Origin of the sequence: Paenibacillus sp. FSL E2-0177 (genome assembly GCF_037992975.1) — a bacterium.
In the GTDB taxonomy this organism is placed as follows: Bacteria; Bacillota; Bacilli; order Paenibacillales; family Paenibacillaceae; genus Paenibacillus_AQ; species Paenibacillus_AQ odorifer.
On sequence record NZ_CP150307.1, the window covers coordinates 971497 to 991875 of the forward strand.

17 protein-coding genes are annotated in these 20379 nt (G+C 43.6%); 12 read left to right on the forward strand and 5 right to left on the reverse strand.

The genetic code is table 11. The features are described 5' to 3' along the window. Positions 1-35: 35 nt before the first annotated feature. The 7 genes from MHI25_RS04340 to MHI25_RS04370 all read left to right on the forward strand — a co-directional run bounded on the left by MHI25_RS04340 (position 36) and on the right by MHI25_RS04370 (position 7230). Entirely contained in the window at positions 36-590 is a 555-nt protein-coding gene (locus tag MHI25_RS04340) for a hypothetical protein (protein WP_280753824.1), read from the forward strand. Between the two features lie 240 nt (positions 591-830). Further along, on the forward strand, positions 831-2204 hold the full coding sequence (locus tag MHI25_RS04345; protein ID WP_340395040.1) for a Dyp-type peroxidase: 1374 nt from the start codon (positions 831-833) through the stop codon (positions 2202-2204). 157 nt (positions 2205-2361) lie between these two features. Then, on the forward strand, positions 2362-2691 hold the full coding sequence (locus MHI25_RS04350; RefSeq protein WP_340395041.1) for a hypothetical protein: 330 nt from the start codon (positions 2362-2364) through the stop codon (positions 2689-2691). A 64-nt stretch (positions 2692-2755) separates the two neighbouring features. Further along, the gene (locus tag MHI25_RS04355; protein WP_340395042.1) at positions 2756-3691 is read left to right on the forward strand and encodes a catalase family peroxidase; all 936 of its coding nucleotides are present in this window, start codon (positions 2756-2758) and stop codon (positions 3689-3691) included. Positions 3692-3827: 136 nt separating this feature from the next. Beyond that, the gene (locus MHI25_RS04360; protein ID WP_340395043.1) at positions 3828-5105 is read left to right on the forward strand and encodes a cellulase family glycosylhydrolase; all 1278 of its coding nucleotides are present in this window, start codon (positions 3828-3830) and stop codon (positions 5103-5105) included. Positions 5106-5189: 84 nt separating this feature from the next. Continuing rightward, complete coding sequence (locus MHI25_RS04365; RefSeq protein WP_076130096.1) at positions 5190-5837, forward strand: response regulator transcription factor; 648 nt, start codon at positions 5190-5192, stop codon at positions 5835-5837. Beyond that, positions 5821-7230 (forward strand): HAMP domain-containing sensor histidine kinase, encoded by a 1410-nt coding sequence (locus MHI25_RS04370; RefSeq protein WP_340395044.1) that lies wholly within the window; start codon positions 5821-5823, stop codon positions 7228-7230. Before MHI25_RS04365 ends, MHI25_RS04370 begins: the two co-directional genes overlap by 17 nt. Before the next feature lie 171 nt (positions 7231-7401). Here the strand turns inward: MHI25_RS04370 and MHI25_RS04375 are convergent, their stop codons facing one another. From MHI25_RS04375 to MHI25_RS04385, 3 genes are read right to left on the reverse strand one after another with little or no spacing between them, the layout of a single operon-like run. Continuing rightward, entirely contained in the window at positions 7402-8541 is a 1140-nt protein-coding gene (locus MHI25_RS04375) for a DHHW family protein (protein ID WP_076305194.1), read from the reverse strand. A gap of 20 nt (positions 8542-8561) precedes the next feature. Beyond that, on the reverse strand, positions 8562-9947 hold the full coding sequence (locus tag MHI25_RS04380; RefSeq protein WP_280753828.1) for an MBOAT family O-acyltransferase: 1386 nt from the start codon (positions 9945-9947) through the stop codon (positions 8562-8564). Between the two features lie 6 nt (positions 9948-9953). Further along, positions 9954-10454 (reverse strand): DUF4358 domain-containing protein, encoded by a 501-nt coding sequence (locus tag MHI25_RS04385; protein ID WP_036684911.1) that lies wholly within the window; start codon positions 10452-10454, stop codon positions 9954-9956. Between the two features lie 227 nt (positions 10455-10681). Here MHI25_RS04385 and MHI25_RS04390 point away from each other — a divergent pair, with 227 nt between their 5' ends. Both MHI25_RS04390 and MHI25_RS04395 read left to right on the forward strand, forming a co-directional pair. After that, on the forward strand, positions 10682-11119 hold the full coding sequence (locus MHI25_RS04390; RefSeq protein WP_076185079.1) for a HEAT repeat domain-containing protein: 438 nt from the start codon (positions 10682-10684) through the stop codon (positions 11117-11119). A gap of 11 nt (positions 11120-11130) precedes the next feature. After that, complete coding sequence (locus MHI25_RS04395; protein WP_076305196.1) at positions 11131-11709, forward strand: SMI1/KNR4 family protein; 579 nt, start codon at positions 11131-11133, stop codon at positions 11707-11709. A 91-nt stretch (positions 11710-11800) separates the two neighbouring features. On the opposite strand, the gene MHI25_RS04400 is transcribed toward MHI25_RS04395, so the two are convergent. Continuing rightward, on the reverse strand, positions 11801-13396 hold the full coding sequence (locus MHI25_RS04400) for an AMP-binding protein (protein WP_036684916.1): 1596 nt from the start codon (positions 13394-13396) through the stop codon (positions 11801-11803). Between the two features lie 169 nt (positions 13397-13565). On the opposite strand from MHI25_RS04400, the gene MHI25_RS04405 reads away from it, so the two are divergent. Both MHI25_RS04405 and MHI25_RS04410 read left to right on the forward strand, forming a co-directional pair. Next, positions 13566-14087: a GNAT family N-acetyltransferase gene (locus MHI25_RS04405; protein WP_036684918.1), complete on the forward strand. Its 522-nt coding sequence runs from the start codon at positions 13566-13568 to the stop codon at positions 14085-14087. Between the two features lie 186 nt (positions 14088-14273). Beyond that, complete coding sequence (locus MHI25_RS04410; RefSeq protein ID WP_076130101.1) at positions 14274-14978, forward strand: hypothetical protein; 705 nt, start codon at positions 14274-14276, stop codon at positions 14976-14978. A 98-nt stretch (positions 14979-15076) separates the two neighbouring features. On the opposite strand, the gene MHI25_RS04415 is transcribed toward MHI25_RS04410, so the two are convergent. Beyond that, positions 15077-15202 (reverse strand): DUF4023 domain-containing protein, encoded by a 126-nt coding sequence (locus MHI25_RS04415; protein WP_051491363.1) that lies wholly within the window; start codon positions 15200-15202, stop codon positions 15077-15079. A gap of 168 nt (positions 15203-15370) precedes the next feature. Here MHI25_RS04415 and MHI25_RS04420 point away from each other — a divergent pair, with 168 nt between their 5' ends. Beyond that, positions 15371-19753 (forward strand): S-layer homology domain-containing protein, encoded by a 4383-nt coding sequence (locus MHI25_RS04420; protein WP_340395045.1) that lies wholly within the window; start codon positions 15371-15373, stop codon positions 19751-19753. The last annotated feature ends 626 nt before the right edge of the window (positions 19754-20379 follow it).

Below are 20379 nucleotides of genomic sequence, written 5' to 3' on the forward strand. Positions count from 1 at the left end.
TTATCAAACATAGGAATAAGTCTAAAAGGATATTATTGATTTCATTGATGCTGTTGGCAGTAGTTATCATTGGTGCGGTGGTACTTGGGGAACGCGGAGGAATAATGAGTAAATCCGAGAGCTCTTTCAAAAGCCCTGCTGAGCCATCGCCCCTTATCATTACACATGAGAATAGTACAGATGCTATAGAGAATTATGTCATTCTAAAGACGAGCTGGAATGGAGCGGACTATGATCGGGCTTCCTTTTACTATACGGCTTGGCATAGTGAACCTACGCTTCTAACGGGGCTGCATCGTTTGAAACCAGGGGAGAAACTGCAGGTCGACTTTGGAGATTACGCACCGAGTGAAGTCACAGTAAAGATGGCCTATCTAACTGAGAGCTTTGATGAATCGCAGCTTCCAATTGTAGAAGTTCCTGTAACACTCGTCGAAGGGAATTATGAATTTGTGAACCCTCCAGCATCCACCAGTGATATTCCCACTTCGGGTCGCGTCTTTAGTGTTATAGCTAGATGGGGTGAGAACAGCTGCGAATATGTCTTCGCATCAGATGGCAAGTTTGATAACTATGAATATGATTTGTGAGGTTAGTCGAAGATAAGAGATGTTCTAAAGCCGGTCCGGTTTTGGAATATCTCTTTTTTTGTCTCGATTTTAGACAAATCTAACGATGTGTCTATTTTTTAGACAATGTACCGTTATTGTCTAGTTGGGGAGGACTGTTAACCTGATTAACCATTTAGGGCTAAGTTTAATTAGATCGAGAGACGGATGAGAGAATACCCGTTTTTAATATTATGAAAACAACTTTAAGACGAGGGAGGAGTGAGCGTCATAGGTACAGAAACGGAAGAACTGAATTATGATGACATTCAAGGAATCGTCTTACAAGAACGGCCTACCCCCTACGTAGGAACCTATGTATTGCTGTCTATCGATCATCAACAGGACGGGAAAGTGATGCTGAAGCGGCTTCTCGACGAAGTGACGTCGGCCGGACAGTGGAATAATCCTCACGAAGGTGCTTGGGTCAACGTTGGTTTTACCTATCAAGGACTCCAGAAGCTGGGGATTCCCAAGGAGTCACTCAACAGCTTCGACCTGGAGTTCCGGGAGGGCATGGCTGCCCGGGCAGCTAAGCTAGGGGATGTAAACGAAAGCAGCCCGGAGCACTGGGAAGACCCGCTGGGTACTGACAAAGTCGATGTGGCGCTTGCTCTGTTCGCGCCCACCAAAGAAGCGCTGCTTCAAGCAGAAGAAGCGGCCCATCGAATCCACTGCGAACTGAATGGTGTATCCGTCGTTTACCAGCTGGATGTCGGAATGAATCCTGACGGACGTACTCATCTGGGCTTCATGGATGGAATCAGCAATCCGAGAATCGAAGGAAACCATATACCCAATGCGGTGGGGCAGGAAGCGGAGATTAAAGCCGGTGAATTCCTGTTCGGGCATTTAAATGAATCCGGCACTATAACACAGGGACCACAGCCGGCAGAACTTGGCCACAATGGAAGTTACCTCAGTTTCCGTAAATTGCATATGAGGGTCGCGACTTTCCGTCGTTATTTGCGGGAGCATGCGGATAATCGGGAAGAGGAAGAACTTTTGGCCGCTAAAATGGTAGGAAGATGGCCGAGCGGAGCCCCTTTAAGTCTGGCTCCTGAAGCAGATGATCCGGCACTGGGCGAAGATGTCAGCCGACGGAACGCATTTACGTATGGGGATGATCATAAAGGGTTGAAATGTCCGGTAAGCTCGCATATCCGTCGTGCATTTCCCCGAGACAGCTTGCAGGATTCGGTTGTTAATGTGAACATTCACCGGTTGCTCCGGCGGTCAACGATGTATGGCCCTATACTGCCAAAAGGTGTAATGGAGGATGATGGTCAGGATAGAGGCCTTATTTTTGCAGGTATATGCAGCTCGTTGTCCCGCCAATTCGAGTTTATCAAGAGCGATTGGTTAAATGGAGGCAATTTCGCGGGCATGTCAACCGAGAAAGACCCTATTACCAGTAAGAATGAGGGGGAAGGGATGTTTACCATTCCGGACAAACCTATTCGCCACCGGATGAAAGAAATTCCAAGTTTTTCAATCACCAAAGGCGGGGAGTATTTCTTTGTTCCCAGTATGACTGCATTACGGTGGATGGCAGAGTTGGATCAACATATATCTAAGGAGGAATTAACATGTTAGAGGACAAGATCAGACTAATCCGATTACAAGCGCTGGACGTGCCGGCCTGCGGGAAGGTGAAATATCTGAGCTTACCATCATTGCGCCGCTTAAAGAAGGTGGGGCGGATCGTCTCCGTGAGAAGCTGAAAAAAAGTGCATCAAGACAAGCCGAAACGATGGCGAAGATCGCGACCGTTCACGACATGCGCTTCGTAATCTTTGATAACGACACGCGGCTGTTGTTCGCGACGGCTTATGATGGAGATTGGGATAGTTATATCGATGATTTTGGAACTGAAATTCCAGAGTTGTTGAATAACATGTTTAATGAAGTGAAGGATTTTCCGGGAATTGAATCTTCGGAAGCGAAAGACTTCATCGCCAATCATCAGATCACTGCATCCGGCTGGTACAGTGCTTATCCCGATGCCACGGTCAGAGATATTTGGCGCGGACAGCGAATTACGAAGGCCTGGAACGACTTGCTTGACGCATCACAAAGCTAAATAACTAGAAAAGGGGGCTTTGTCCCCTTTTCCTTCCTGATAAATTACAAAGAGGTGAACGAAAATGAACAATAATAAATTAGTGTCGTCTGAACTCGCAGAAGAAGCGGTAAACTCCATTGAGGAGGTAGCAGGCAAATATCCGGGGTATCGACGCGCGCACGCCAAAGGTGTTGTCTACCAGGCGGTGTTCACCCCTAACGGCCAAGCGGGTCCTTTGACAACAGCGCCACATTTGCAAAATCATGAGGTGCAAGCTCTTGTACGCTTCTCCAATAGCTCGACTAATCCGTCCATCCCTGATGTTTTTTCGCCTGCAAAAGGAATGACGGTTCAGTTTGTATTGCCTGATGGGGGCGTGACAAGTTTGGTGACAATTACATTGCCGATCTTTTTTGCCAAAACACCGCAATCCTTTATTAATATCTTACGTACAATTAAAGAAAATTCGTTTGAGGGAGCGACCATTGCAGACAAATTCAAAGCCGTCATGGAGAAGTATTCGGAAAGCCGGGCTGGGCTTCAAGCCGTGAAAATGCTGCAACCGCCACTCAGTTTTGCAACCAACCTTTATCATTCCATTCATGCCTATTACTTCACCAATGCTGCTGGCGAGCGGCGGGCTATTAAATATGAGTGGGAACCGGAAGCGGGTCTGCACTTTCTGGCCCAGGAAGAGGTGGAGAATCGATCTCCCGATTATTTGGAGGATGAACTAATCGAGAGACTGTCCAAAGGTCCTGTGGCGTTTCAATTGACAGTAATCCTCGGACAGGAGGGAGATCCTACGGATGACCCGACGTCTGCTTGGCCTGAAGACCGGGAACGGATTGTTGTCGGCCATTTGTCGATCACCGGCGTGGCAGACGAGAAGGCTCAAGAGTACGTCTTCGATCCGACAGTTGTACCTGCCGGCATTGAATGCTCTGAAGATCCTATTCTGAACTTTCGACATGATGCCTATGCGGAGTCACATTCCCGTCGAAGTACTAATCAGTAAGCATTTATTTTATATTCTATGAATATGATCGGGCTGTCCTAGAATGTCTGCCGACATCCTTAGGGCAGTCTTTTTAGGTGTGTCTTGTGACACTCTTGTAACAGAGATTGGCTACGATAGGTTACGAGGTGAGAGAATGAAGAAGTTTAAAGGATTTATCGTATTGATTTTGTTGGCAGTCGTAGGATGCAGTGCAGCAATACCACAAGCAAATCTTGAACCGGAGAAGGAGGTAAAGAAAGAGGTCAATGAGAAGATCGCTTTCTGGGATCAACAGCGTAAAGGAACAAATTTCATGAATTCCAAATCTATACCCGAAAATTATGATGCAGCGAAAGAAAATAATATAGAGTTCATTAGACTTGCGCCAGATAAATGGGCAAAAGATAGTGATTTCCTGTTTAACGATCAACCGGATGCTAATCCAGATAAAGACTTTTTAATAGGGAATGCAGATAAATACGAGGGGCTTGTTGAGGATGATTTTACAGCGTTAAAAGCAGACTTGGATGCAGCCGAGGCGCGGGGTTCAAAAGTAGTGCTGACAGTCCTTAGTTTGCCCGGCGATCGGTGGCGGCAGTTTAATAATTATACAAATGATGATCGAATCTGGAAGGATTTCAGTTATCATGAACAAGCGGCAACATTTTGGAAGGATCTTGCGGAAAGATTAAAAGATCATCCTGCGGTGGTCGGCTATAATCTTATTAATGAGCCACATCCTGAACAAGCTACTGGATTTAATGATTTCTGGACAGAGGATTACAACGAATGGTATAGCTCAGTGGAGAATACTCCGGCGGATTTGAATCTTTTATATGAGACTATTGTGACAGCGATTCGAACCGTAGATACGGAAACCCCTATTATCGTCAATTCTGGTCTGTATGCTACACCATGGGCCTTTAAATATTTGAAACCCATCGATGATGCGAATGTATTATATGCTTTTCATATGTACGAACCCTACGAACTCACCAGCCAAAATAAGAAAAAAGGCTTAACCTATGAATATCCTGGAACAGTTAAAGTAGGTGAGGAGAAGACGGAAAAAGCATTCAATAAGAAAGCCTTAAAGGATTTTCTAGAACCTATCGCACAGTGGGCAGAAAAAAATAACATCCCTGCTAATCGTATTGTCGCTGAAGAATTTGGCACGAACCGGCTTGTAAAAGGTGCAGATCAATACTTGGCTGATTTAATCTCGATTTTTGATGATTACGGCTGGCACTGGGCGTTTTATGCGTTCCGGGAGGATACTTGGGATGGCATGGATTATGAACTTGGCACTGAGCCTCCAACCTGGGAGTATTGGGAAGCGATAGAGAAGGGTGAACAGCCTGATCGAAAGACGGTCGATAACCCGATATGGAACGTACTGACGAAGGGATTAGGTGTAGAGAAGTTGCAATAACGTAGCATGAAAATATATGAAAAGGTGAAACCTGTAAAGGATTTCGCCTTTTTCTTCTGATAATTATAGGAAGGAGAATCTACTTTGAATATTTTAATTGCGGATGATGAGAAACATATGACCACTATATTGAAGACTTATTTTGAAAAAGAAGGCTATAACGTTTGGACAGCAGCGGATGGTGAAGAGGCGCTTGAGCTCTTTTTTTCGAATAGGATCGATCTGGTGGTGCTGGATTGGATGATGCCTAAGCGAAACGGGCTTGAGGTTTGTAATGAAATCAAGAAGGTTAGTTTGGCTAAAGTTGTAATGCTGACCGCAAGGTCTTCCCATGATGATGAATTCAGTGCCTTGGATATAGGAGCAGATGAATATATAAGAAAACCATTCGACCCAAGGATTTTGATGCTTAGAATTAAAAAAATGCTAGGCACTGAAAAAGTGGCTGCGATTAGGGATTTAGAAATCGATTTTGAGCGGAAGAAAGTGTACAAGAATGGGGCCGAACTGGCGTTATATAAAAAAGAATTTGAATTGCTAACCTTCCTGTATGAGCATAAAGGACGTATTTTATCCAGAGATGCCTTATTGTCTGCGGTTTGGGGAATGGATTATCTGGGCGAAGAAAGAACGGTAGATACGCATATTAAGAGGCTGCGCGATAAAATTGGGGCTGACCACGTGATCACGCATAGGGGAATGGGGTACAGCTTCCATGATAAAAATTCATAAAATAAGTACGAAGTTATTGATCATGGTGAGCATTATTTTGCTGATTGTTTTTGGTACGTCTTATTTCCTGCACAACTATTTCACAGCAGATTATTACCTATACAAAATGAAAACCAAGATCAACACCATTTATGACGAAGTAAAGGATCTCCGTTTGGATCAACTCATGGAAAATGAAAGCAGGATCGAGAACAATAATAACGTAACGATTGTTAGGGTTGAAAACAGTGGAAGTACAGCAGAAATTAACGAAAATATTCAATTTGCGTTGTTTAAAGATAAGGTGGCACTTAATAAATTTTGGATCACAGATGAGGTATTACAAAAAGTAAAACAAGGCAACACGGTTAATCTTTTATTTAATCAGGGCAAATTGAAATCGAGTCTGTTAACGAAAATATACGAGCAGGATAGCAGTCTAATCCTCATAGGAACTGTGGTTGTGCACAATACAGATGCCTTGACCCTCGTAAATCAATTCAGCTTTTACTCCATTCTACTGGGGATTATTATCAGTTTGCTGTTAGTGGCTTATTTTTCAAAAAAGATCATTACACCGTTAGAACAATTACAGGATGTCGCGAAGGATATATCCAATCTCGATTTTAAACAAGTGACGATTCAAACGGGGGATGAAATCGAAGAGCTCTCGAAAAGCATCAATCAGATGAGTCAGCGTCTAAAGAGCACCCATGCCAAATTAGAGGAGAAAAATCAAAGTTTAAATACCCTTATCTCAAGCATTTCGCATGAAGTGAAAACACCATTATCCTTAATCCAAGCCTATACGATTGGCATTCAGGACGGTCTGGATGATGGCACGTATACGGATATCATTTTGGAGCAAGTGAAGTATACGTCGGATATGGTGGATTATTTAATTAAATTGTCCAAGATCCAGAAGTCAGAAGTGCATAAAGAGCCTTTTGATCTTAAAGAGCTTCTGCTAAAAGTGATCTCACATTATAATATTACGTTAAAAAATAAAAACATAACCTTAATGAGCGACTTTCATTCGCTTGAATCCTCTATCGTTGAAGAAGATATCAGCCAAATCGAGATAGTATTCAACAACTTAATTAGTAATGCCATTAAATATGGTGAAGAGGATTTTTTTGAAATAAAACTACGGAGTGACACTACGCGTACATTAAAATTTACGATCTCCAATAAAACCACTCGCCTGAAAACGGAACATTTAGCGTATATCTGGGACCCATTCTATGTAATTGAAGAGTCTCGAAATAAAGAAATCTCCGGTACTGGACTTGGCCTGTCCATCGTCGCGGAGATACTTGCTAAAAACGATCTGAAATACGAGTCCAGATTAGAGGACTCATATATTAGTTTTAGTATTTGGTTTGAAGTTAAGGAGGGAATTTTGGAACAGTAGGAGCGTTAGCGTTCGCCTGAAAGCTTTCCGAAGGAAAGCTCGCATCGGAAGCATAAGCTGTCTCCGGATGTTATCCGCTGATAGCGGTAAAATCAAAAACATCTGGAGACAACAGCGACCGAAAGTCCAACATTCCCGCAGTTACGCACAACACCTATTCCCTGAGTGCCTTTAATTTAACTTCAATAGCGCCGCATTATCAATAAAAGTAGCCGTATTAAAAAGCAGCAAGACATCCTTGATATCATTTTGAGCCATATAATCACTGATGTTTCCATTATAATAACGGATATCGATCACATGGATTTCAGGCACATGCTGAGTCAGGAAAGGAATAACGCTATGTGCATAAGAGTCCTTGATGACGAGCAGCTTTTTCTGTTTGACCGTTGTTGGATCAAGCTGGCTGGTGATTTTCATTAGCGCATGTACGCCCCCTAAGAAATAAGAGTACTTATCCTTTTTCTCCAGATAACTTAGGTCATACATACTTTTTAAAGTCTCACCGGTATCTTGAATGTACATTTGGGTGGATACCTCATGATTAGGTTTGTACATTTGAATGGAATCAGGTGTGACCCCGATAAATTGCCCCCGGGTATGATAGCTTCCGAGAAATGAATTACTCACAGTCTGAATCTGGTATTCGCTCTGGGACAGAGGCTGCCAGCCCATGCTTTGAGCATAGGCTACATAAGCTAAGTAGGCACCGTAGGTTGTCCAGTGATGGTCGGTCCGATAGTAAATGGGTTCTGCGGCATGTGGGCTAAGAACATCAAATCCATTTATAAAAGTAAGGCTATCTCCTACATCCTTAGCTATTGTTTGATTCACCTCAGCTTGCGAGTAGACAGGAGCTAACCAGGGTAGACGTTCCTTGTACAAGCCAACCGATGTAGGTGCCAATAAGAAAGTGGTGTTTGCATCGGGATTGTTATCGGCAAAGCGTTTCACAGCTGCTGCATATTGCTGAACTTTAGTGTAATCAGGTGCTGCGAATTTTTCGAAAAGATAGCCGTCTTTTCCTTTATAGATTCCGTTATTCTCTTGCTGTAGCCTCATCTGTTCCACCGCCGATTTCACCCATACCCATTTGGCCCGAAATGGAAAATGATCAGTTACAAAGCTTTCGGCCTCTTCCGCATAGGTATGGGATAATAAATTGTCCCATGTCAGATGGGGGGCCTTTTGCAAATACCGGTTCTCAAGCTCAGAGAAACGCTGAACAGGCAGTAAGAAAAAGAGGATAGCGACCAGAAATAACGTTGCAACAAATCCCCCAACCAGGATTCGATCCGTCTTCTGCTTCATAAACAATCACCCCCTAATGGTTAGAACCGGAAATATAAAAATGGATTAAAGGTTGCATCTACTAAGTAGGCAACAGATAGGAAAAATAACACGCCATACCAAACAAGAGCAGGAACCGATCTAGAATCTATCCGCTTGGAGATTTTCACAGGTGTAGAGGCAAAGGTTAACACCACGAGTAGAATTGCGTTCGTGTAAGTGAAGTATAAAGTGGTGTTATTCCATAACGGCTGTCCATTAAAGCCAAGCATCGCTTGTAAGTAGCCAATGACCAGAGGAAGTTCTTCAAAAGCGAACAAGACCCATCCGATGAGTATAAGTACTACAGCATATAAATGTCTTGTCCAACGGGGGAGGCGGCTTAATAGCTTTAATCCCCACCATTTTTCAAAGATAAGAATGACCCCGAAGTATAATCCCCAGAGCAGAAAATTCCAGCTGGCCCCGTGCCAGATACCCGTGAGCAGCCATACGATGAGGATGTTGCGCACTTGAACGCCTAACCCCTGGCGGTTGCCTCCAAGCGGGATGTAGACATAGTCACGAAACCAACTGCTAAGGGAAATATGCCATCTTCGCCAAAAGTCAGTAATACTCTGAGAGATATAAGGTTTGTTGAAGTTCTCATTAAAGCGGAAGCCGAACATGAGACCGAGACCAATAGCCATATCCGAATACCCGCTGAAGTCAAAATAGATCTGAAAAGCAAACGCAATAACCCCAAGCCAAGCGGTAAAAGCAGGCAGGGAATCTAGATTGGAGCTGGATATGGTGTGCCAGAGCAGACCGATGTTGTTGGCGAGCAGTACTTTTTTGGCTAATCCGATTATGAATCTCCGTACACCTTCTGCGAACATGGGGATATCGACCGTACGTTCACGTAGTTGCCCGGCAATGGTGTTATATTGAACAATCGGACCTGCTACTAACTGTGGAAACAGGGCTACAAATGTACCGAAATCAATCCAATTGCGTTGTGCTTTCGTAGTTCCTCTATAGACGTCAATAATGTAGGACATGGATTGAAAAGTATAAAATGAAATCCCAATAGGTAAAGGTAAATCCGTTAAAGGAATATGTGTACCGAGGAGTCCATTTATATTTTGGATGAGAAAATCTGCGTATTTAAAATACGACAATAAGCCTAGATTAATAATGACGGAACTAACCACAATCCACTTGCGCTGCACCGCAGTCAGCTTTGGTCTGCTGAGAAGTAGACCAAAGCTGTAATCTGTAATGGTGGACAGCAACATGATTACAATGTAGACAGGTTCGCCCCAAGCATAAAAAAACAGGCTGCTTAAAAACAATATGAGGTTTTTGATTCGCCAGGGCGAAACATAATAGAGCGCTAGGACAGCCGGCAGGAATAGGAATAGGAAAAGTAGGCTGCTGAATACCATGGTTATTTATTTTTCTGTGAAGTAAGTATCGAAGTCTGCTACGAGTTTATCTTGATCCGCAGGATCAGCAATAACGAACAGGAAATAGTTACCCTTTTTAATAAGTTTATAGTTCTTGGCATTTTCGTATTGATCAGGCAGATAGGTTTCGAATTGTTTTTGAACATCTGTTGCACGCGCTTTGATGGCATCCTCAACAGTAGTCATATCTTTTACATCTTTAACTTTCAGAACGGCGATTTCGTTAGTCTTCACATTCATCATAGGCATTCTAATGCTATAATCTTCAAGCAATTCTGGGTTCAGATGATATAGCTGTTCAACTGTAGCCGCATCAAGCTCCATTAAAGATGGCTGCTCTACTTTGCTCAGCATTTGATCGACCATTTCTTTTGCAGTTAGATTCGTTTCAATGGCAGCTCCATTGTTACTGTTGTTGCTGGAACAGGCGCCAAGCACCACACTTAGTACAATGGTTAACGCTAGCATGAAGGTATGCTTTTTCAACTTAGGTCACTCTCCTTGATGTATTGTCTGAATTTCTCTAGTTACTAACGTATATAGTCGATAGAATGTTGCGCTGGGTACTTACTCCGGATACTTTACCCATATTTTTGCGGAAATATGATATTCACATGAATTCATGCAAAGATCTTCCTCTCTTAGCTTGCGCAATGGTTGGTTATACTGTTACTGTAAGATAGATAGTTTTTAATAGAAGGGGATTGAACGGAATGATCGAAGAAATGAACAATGAACTACCGGAGAATTATGAGGAATTAAAGAAAGCTGCCAACCGCTCTGCGGATTGGAGAGCGCGTCTAGAAGCAGTTGAAGAGCTGGGACAGACCAACCACAAACAAATTATCGATATCCTGACGCGTTTAATGGAGAGCGATCCTGTATATACAGTTCAAGAAGCTGCTTACCTTAAGCTGAAGGCTTTTGGTGAAGACGTTAAGGTGCCATCGAAGAACAAGCCTGAACTAGTTAAAGGCGTATCCAAGATCCTGCTGAGAATTAAAAAGAGCCTGCCAAGAGATCATTCTTACGAGGACTTCAAAGAGAAGCTAAAGAAGATGAGAGTTGACGTGTACGACGCTTATGAAGGTGAAAAAGGCGCTGACTTCGATACGTGGCTGATGAAGATGTGGACTTCCGCAAATAAGTAAAGGATGACAATATGCACACCAATAAATTGACAGAACAATTTCAAGAATACCTTAAGCTGTCCGCAGAATTACGCCCTGATTATATTGCCAGCTTGGGCAAGGGTGATAACGAAGCAAAGATAACGGCTGTTTTGCCGGAGACTCCTGAACTGCTGAAAGCTATTTATAGCACTGTCTCAGGGACAAGCAGTGAGGAAGAGGAACCAAGCCTTATCGAATTTATTCCAGGGTACCGCCTGATTCATATGGATGAATATGAAGAGGAGATGAAGGTATTAGCTGGGATATTGGAGGAAAAAGGTCAACATCCTGATGGAGTTATCTTGCCTATCTTAACGAACTATGGCAGTGATTTCATTTGTTATTATAAGTCTGCTGAGGGTGTGGAACAGGTATGTGACCTGCTCCATGATTTCGGCGATTTAATTGTGATGTATGATTCGCCTGATAAATTCCTAGAGACCTTATGCGAGTTCTACAAGCAGGAGGTTTATTTCCTGGATGAAGAGGGCTACCTCGATTGCGATTTAGTATTAGAAGGCGAAGTTGGTGCGGCACTGAACCCGGATGCGAAATATTGGTCCGAGTAACGGCCTGATGCCAAATAAACAAGAGCAGCAGTCCATTATGGATTGCTGCTCTTGTTTATTTTTTAATAAGGTGAATTTTATATGGCTATGTTTATTCCTGCGCAGCCTGGTTCTCCTGCTCACGAAGCTCTACTCGCCGTATTTTACCGGAGGTCGTCTTCGGAAGATCCTGAATAAACTCGATTTTGCGCGGATATTTATAAGGGGCTGTCCACTCTTTAACATGGGATTGCAGCTCTTTTACAAGCTCTGGTGAACCAACAATCTCATCCTTGAGCACGATAAATGCTTTAACAATGTGCCCACGGATCTCGTCTGGACTGGCTACGACCGCACATTCCTTGACGGAGGCATGCTTCATCAATGCTTCTTCTACCTCGAAAGGACCGATAGTGTAACCTGAGCTAATGATGATGTCATCTCCACGACCCTCGAACCAGAAATAACCATCTTCATCCTTCTTTGCCCGGTCGCCGGTTATGAAGAATTCGCCGTGTGTGGAGCTTTCTTTTCTACCGGGATCTTTGTAATAAGTGTGGAACAGGGCTGGCATACTCAAATGTACTGCAATATCACCAACCACTCCAGCAGGCAGTGGCTTACCGTCTTCGTCCACAACCTCGACTAAGCCGGGTGCGATTGATTTACCCATAGAACCAATGCGTATTGGAGTATCTTTGAGTGTTCCGATAATCAGTGTGCTCTCCGTCTGGCCGTACCCATCACGGATCGTGATATCGAATTCACGCTGAAAGGTGTTAATGACCTCTTGATTTAATGGCTCTCCGGCAGATACTGCACATCGCAGGGTAGACAAGTCGTAACGACCTAAGTCTTCTGTTTTAGCCATTAGACGATATTCCGTTGGGGTGCAGCACAATACTTGAATTTTGTGATCCTGCAATAGCTGCAAATATTTTTTGGGATGAAAGGATCCACTATATACAAAACCTGTAGCTCCGTTGCCAAGAACGGTTAAGAAGGGACTCCAGATCCATTTTTGCCAGCCGGGAGCTGCTGTTGCCCAGACGGTGTCAGATCCTTGAATATCCAGCCATTGAGGTGAGGTGATCCGCAAGTGAGCATAACCCCAGCCATGACTATGAACGACCGCTTTAGGGTTGCCGGTAGTACCTGAGGTGTAAGCGAGAATAGCCATATCATCCCGGCGGCTTGCGACTGCTGTGAAGGTATCTGGTTGTCCAACCATCAGACTTTCTAGATCCAGCCAGCCTTCACCGAGTTCGTCTGAGCTGCCAGATACGGAAAGACGGTAATCGAGAGCAGGAAGATCCTCTGAGATTTTATTAACTTCCCCGGTTACTTCGGACCAAGCAATAACGGCTCTGGCTTCAGAATGGCGCAGGCGGTAGGATAAATCTTTGGCACGCAGCATTTCTGAGGATGGAATGATGGCAAGTCCTTGTTTCAGACAAGCTAAATAGATGACATAAGCGATGATGCGGCGTGGAACCATAACAAGAACACGATCCCCTTGTTGCAGCCCAAGCTTCGCAAGTCCTCCGGCCAGCCGGTTAGCTTGTTTGCGTAATTCACCGTAAGTAATTTCCTCATAATCTCCTTGCTCATTTAACCACTTAAGCGCAATCTTCTCAGGAGCATGGCTTTCCATTTCCGAAGTGAGATTGTAGAACTCAGGTGCGATCCATTGCTGATTATCCAATATGAACCTCTCCTATATCAAACAAGATGTGTATAACTGTTCTATTTAGTATATCACGTTATCCTAGTACCAGGTACTAGTACCTTGAGTTCTTAATGAATTTCGGGTTAAGATAATATGTGTAAGGTAAACTTATAATAGACCACAAATCCAGAAAGTGAGAACTTATGTTATGAATCACACAACTTTTGATGAAATATTCGCTATTATGGAAGCCTCATTTCCTACTTCTGAGATCAGAACCTTTGAGGGACAACAGGAGTTATTGGACGTTCCAGATTATCGTCTCATTACCGAGATGAATTCTGAGGGTAAAATTGTTGCTTTTATGGCCTGCTGGGAGTTTCCCGGCTTTCGTTTTGTAGAACATATAGCAGTCGACCCGAGCATCAGAGGTGGAGGAATTGGCAAAAAGCTGATGACTGAATACATCAGTCTATCTAACAAGCCTGTCCTTTTGGAAGTTGAGCGGCCACTGGGTGAAATGGAGCAGCGGAGAATCGGCTTTTATGAGCGGCTGGGCTTTCATTTGAACCCTTACGATTATGTGCAGCCTCCTTTGCGTGAAGGAAATGAAGATTTACCACTCTTAATTATGACTTACCCTAACCCTGTTGATGAAGAAGAATTCCAACTTTATAGAGAAATTTTATATTCAGAAGTGTATAAGGTTACAACTCCGTATCAAGGTTAAAGCCCTCAGCAATCCGTTAAATCCTTATGGGATAAGCGGGTTGCTGTTTTTCTTATACAAACCAGAGCTCCAGATGAATAGTTTCTTTACAAATTGGGTACAAGTTAAATACAACTTAGAGACATATTCCTTTAAAACTTGAGCTAAAGTAAAAACCGAGATTGATCTTCTAAGGAGGCATAACATATGAAAAGTAAAAAGTTCATTATAGCAACGATGGTATTTGGGATGGCAATTACAGGTTCGGCTGGTGTGTACGCAGGAACTAAGCTGCAAAAAATCACCGCATACCTCAATCACAGCATTGGATTTAAAGTGAATGGTGCAGCTTATACGCCTGTTGATAATAAAGGTAACACATTAGCTCCGATTACTTATAACAATACAACCTATCTTCCTGTACGTGCCTTGGCTGATGTGTTGAAGGTGCCAGTGACTTTTGATGCGGCAGCGAATCAGGTCATTCTGGGTACTGGAACTGTGGTGCCGGATAAAGATACATTAACACCAGTACAGTACAGCAACGCTCAAAAAGAACAAATTTCTAAAGCTTTTGCAAATTTCGATGGGTTTAAAACGGTTTATGCACCAGCACAAATGGTGAGTGGAGATGCTTTTCAAAAAGCAGCTAGCTCTGAAGATGGAGTGTACTTTTTGTTCGACCATATGAGGGTGAACGTTTCTCCACGTGACTACTCCTATGATTACAAAGGCGATACCGTAAAGCTTTCCAATGGTACAGAAGCTAAGTGGTACAGCCCTACCAGCGATTCATTGTTTTTGACCTATAAACTGGATGATCGTTTTGTGACGATTAGTTCTCCAGACAAGGCTTTGAGCAAGGCACAATTAGAGAAGGTAGCCGTGAATGTGGTGAAATGGAGTAAATAACTCCTTTAAAAGCAAAGCTCAATATACAAAAAGTAAAGCAGCAAGTCACTCCGATCCGGGAGGGCTTGCTGCTTTTTTTGTTTTCGTGTAGGCGTGTTCTATTTACTGTGCTGTTTATTAGGCAGCTTTTGGCTTGGTGTTCCTTTACCGTGATTCTGTTTGTTCTTTTCTGCTTTCTTCTGGGTGTCGTGTACTTTGTCTACAAAAGCCTGAGTATCGTCCATGTTTGTCCTCCTTGATCATAACCTTGCCGTTACTGTAACCACTTTTGCCTGATTAAATACACAAGCCGTTTTTACAAACTAGTGGATCAATCCGTACATTGTGAAAATATTTAGTAGTTACTATGAATGGATGCAAGCATTTCATAATAACAGTAAGGGAGACTGATTATGAACAGGTTATTAAAACAAGCAGTATCCATGACACTAGCCTTCGTTATGGTACTGGGACTTACATTTACAGGAATGCCAGCTTTTGCAGAAGACAGCAATGAGGATGCTGGATTACTGCAATTACAAACGCTAGAGCCAATAACACTACTGGCGGGCAATTCTACATGGAAATATCTAGATAACGGAACGGATCAAGGTTCGGTATGGCGGTCTGTTTACGATGATTCTACATGGGCATCAGGCCAAGCGCCGCTTGGTTATAAAGATTCTGGGGCCGGAGTCAGCAGCAAGCAATTTGGTGCTCTGAATACAAATATAAGCTACGGCACGGATAAAAAGAAGAAATATCGTACTTCCTATTTCCGGACAAATGTAACTGTGAATAAGGAAGAAATTACGAAATCGGATAAAGTATTAGGTAATTTTGCATTTGATGACGGAGTAGTGCTGTATCTGAATGGTGCAGAAATCTACCGCGAGGCTATGCCAGCTGGTGAAATCGACTATCAGACACTTAGTACAACTAATGGCAGTGATCCAAATGAGTATACAAAGGTTGACCTAACGGAAATCGTAAAAGCCAATCTGAAGGATGGAAGTAATGAGCTTTCAGCTGAAGTTCACCAGACGGGCGACACTAGCTCTGACCTTTATTGGGATATGAGCCTGATTGCTTATCCTGTAGTGGAGACAGTAGAACCTGGAGTTGGGAAGCCTGATTCTATCGCAATTACTTTTAATGGCAACCCGCAGACTAGTATGGGATTCAACTGGTATGCACCTGAAAGTGTGACTGGCACCAAACTGGAAGTAGTAGAAGCTTCTAAATTGGAGAATGGCCAGTTTCCTGCGGCAGGCGCTCAATCTTATGAAGGGACATCCGTTACAACTAGTGTGTATATGACAAAAGCGGATAAATCAGCTAAAAAACCAGTTGTGCTAACCAGCCATAAGGTAATAGCGGATCATCTGCAGCCGGGAACGGAATATGCTTACCGTGCTGGGGATGGACAAGCTGATAACTGGAGCGACGTAGGAACTTTTAAGACAGAAGGCTCCAGTAATCAGGCTTATAAATTCTTATATACAACGGATTCCCAAGGAACAACTGAAGAAGATTTTGATATCTGGAATCATACCCTTCAAGAAGGATTAGCTAAATTCCCGGAAAGTGAGTTTATCCTGAATTCTGGTGATTTGGTGGATAACGGTGATATTGAGGAGCAATGGGGATGGTTTTTCAATAAGCCTAAGGATATTTTAGCGAATATTCCGTTGGTTCCTTTGGTAGGCAACCATGAAAGTAAAAATTATAGCAATTATAGCTCTCATTTTAATTTGCCGAACGTATCGAATACAGGTGCGAAACCTGATGGTTCTGTATATTCTTTTGACTACGGTTCAGCACACTTTATGGTAATTAATACAGAATATTATGGTGCAAGCTCGAATCTTGAGAATAACGAAATTTACAATAAACAAGTGGAGTGGCTTCGTAGCGAAGCGGCAAAAAGCAATCAGAAATGGAAGGTTGTGCTTCTGCATAAATCTCCTTATTCCGTTGCCAATCACACCAATGATACAGATGTACTTTTTTACAGAGCGCAATTAACGAAGGTATTTGACGAGCTTGGCATTGACATGGTAATTGGCGGGCATGACCACACCTTTGCTAGAAGTTATCAGATGTACAACAACAAGCCATTGACGGATATTGTTCCGGACTCAAACGGAGTAGTAACTGATCCTAAGGGTACTTTATACCTGATTACAAATGCAGCGGGCAACAAGAAATACAACGTAGCTTCAGGAACATTCCCGTTTGCAGCTAAATACGGACAGCCTGGTAAGGAAATGTTCACGGGGATGACGGTAACGAATGATGAGCTTTCTTACGAAGCCTACACCACAACAACTGGTGGTTCTACAGACTTGTATGATAACTACAGCATTCATAAATCGGAAGTAGCAGTTAAACCTGTGCAAAATGCAAAGGCTACTGCAGCAGATGGTGGTAAAATAACGTTGACTTGGGATGCGCCAGCTTCCGGTGCACCAGTGTCTGGATATCGTATTTATGAGCAAAATGATCTGGTATCGGCAAATTGGACGGTCAGTGTTCCTAATGAAGAAGGTAAAGCCTCTTATACTTACACTGTAGAAAATACTAATCCAAACCAAACCTATCAATTTGTTATCAAAGCTGTAAGTGACAGAACAAATTCAGAAGCTGCTATCGCTTCAACGGATTCGATTAAAAAAGTTACAGTTACCTTTAATGGCGACCCAGTGAGTGCAAAAGGCTTCACTTGGTACACAGCGTTGAAGTCTACTGGAAACGATCTGCAGGTTGTAGAAAATACGGGCGTTACTCCAGACTTTGCTAAGGCTGCTGAGTTTACAGGACGTTCGGCGGTTTCCAGAAATTCAAAGGATGAATTAGTTCATAAAGCGGAAGCTTCTGGCCTGAAAGCTGATACAAAATACTACTTCCGTGTAGGGGATAAAGCACTAGGCCTGTGGAGTGCAGTGGGAACTTTTGAAACTGCCGCTAAGACAGGAGCATTTACTTTTATCGATTTGGCTGATACACAGGCTAAGACCGAAGATGAAGCGATTCTTTCCGGTGAAACGATGGCAAAAGCACTTACGACGTTCCCGAATGCTGAGTTTGTGGCGATTAACGGAGATATCGTGGATACCGGAACTAATGAATCCCAATGGAATTGGCTGCTTGGTCATTCGCAAGACACCCTGCTTAACACGACAATCGTGCCAGTGGCAGGGAATCATGAGGATAAGGCAAATGCCTTCTATGAGCACTACAATATTAAGGAAGCACCGGGCTCTGCAACAGAAACGGGAGCTTATTATTCCTATGATTACAGTAATGCTCACTTTGTAGTCCTGAATACAAATGAGAATTCCGATGAATTTGCTAACTTCAGCCAAGCACAGTTGGATTGGATGAAGGCTGACGTAAAAGCAGCGAAAGCTGCTGGTGCGAAATGGATTATCGTAGCTATGCATAAAGGTCCATACACAACCTCTAACCATGCTACTGACAAAGACATTATGGGTACAAATGGAGAAAGAGCGAAGGTTGCTCCAATGATGGCTGAACTGGGCATTGACTTAGTTCTTCAAGGCCACGACCATATTTATGCCCGGACCAAGCCAATTAAAGCTGATGGAACTGCGGCAGACACAGTGAAGATCAAGGAAAGCTTCAATGGTCAAACTGTAGAGTACACAGTAAATCCAGATGGAACGATCTATCTGATCCCAGCTACAGCGGGAGCGAAGGTTTACTACAAGAACATGAAACCAGAATTGGGAGATGCGTATTATAATCTCTTCGAAGTAGCAAATGAGAATACAGCAGCTAAATACGGACCGGACCCAAGTGATGCTACGCGTCCCAAACGCGGTCAAGTTCAGACCTTTGTAGGTATTACTGTAGATGCTGGCAAATTAACAGCTGTATCTTATGAGATCGATCAGAATATTAATGATGCTAAACCATACGTTCTGGAAGAGTTCGGTATTATTAAGGAAGCAGATCCTGAAGTAAACCCAACACCAGAACCGACAACAACGCCGACAACGGAACCAACAACAGCGCCGACAACGGAACCAACAACAGCGCCGACAACGGAACCAACAACAGCGCCGACAACGGAACCGACAACGGCGCCAACGACAGCACCAACAACAGGATCATCAACAGGACCAGTGGCAACAACAAAACCGACAGCAACGCCAACGCCAACAGTAGCACCAACAGCTACACCAGCACCAACAACGGTGCCTACACCAACTGCAACACCAGTAGTCAAACCATCATTGACGGATACTGGCAGCCATTGGGCAGCAGCGGCTATTGAGAAAGCAGTAGCAGGGGGCTTCGTTAGCGGTTATCCGGATAATACTTTCCGTCCTAATCAGAAAGTAAATCGGGTTGAATTTATCACTATGCTGGCTCGTGCCCTGCAATTGCCGGACAGTGGTAGCACTTCAAGCTTTAAAGATTCAGCGAAGATTCCGGCATGGGCCAAGTCCTTTGTAGCTCAGGCAGTAGCTTTGCAAATTATCAGCGGCTATGATGATGGTACCTTCCGTCCTACGCAGGAGCTTACTCGCACTGAATTAGCAGTTATGGTTGTTAGGGCTCTGGGTATTACAGTAGATCCAAAAGCGACCTTAACCTTCAATGATGCTAAGGATGTACCCGCATGGGCAGTACCATATATTGCGGCAGCAGCAGAAGCGGGCATTGTGAATGGCATAGGACAAAATCGTTTCGCACCAAACCAGGTAGCGTCCCGGGCCGAAGCAGTAACAATCATTCTGAACCTGCTGGAGAAGCAAGGAAAGTAACTAAATCGGATGGTTTGAAAAAAGATTGCCTCAAGGTCATCGTTGATGACGGAGAGGCAATCTTTTTTTCGTAGCTGGGTAGTGTGAGGGAGGCGGCGATACGGTGGTGCGGCGTAAAAGAGAGGCAAAAGTGCCTCTGAAATGAGCGATTGCGGCGGATTAGCGTGAAAGAGAGGCAAAAGTGCCTTTGAAATGAGTGAATTCGGAGGAGTGGTGCGAAAGAGAGGCAAAAGTGCCTTTGATTTGAGCGAATACGGCGGATGGGCGTGAAAGAGAGGCAAAAATGCCTTTGAAATGAGCGAATGCGGCGATTGGCGGATATGAGAGGCAAAAGTGCCTCTGATTGGAGTGAATATGGCGGAGTGGCGTAAAAGAGAGGCAAAAATGCCTTTGAAATGAGTGAATGCGGCGGAGTGGCGGAGATAAGAGGCAAAAGAGACCACGCTCCTTCATCCTCTTTATATTTTCAACCAACATATGTTTAACGACCCACTCATTGCCAGGATATCGAGCCCTGATAGCACGATAATCTTTAATTTATCCAGCATATCTTTAATTTTGCGGCTATTTGTAAGGAAAGATCTGGGTTAGATTAGGGTGGACTAATCAAAGTAAGGCAGGAGGGT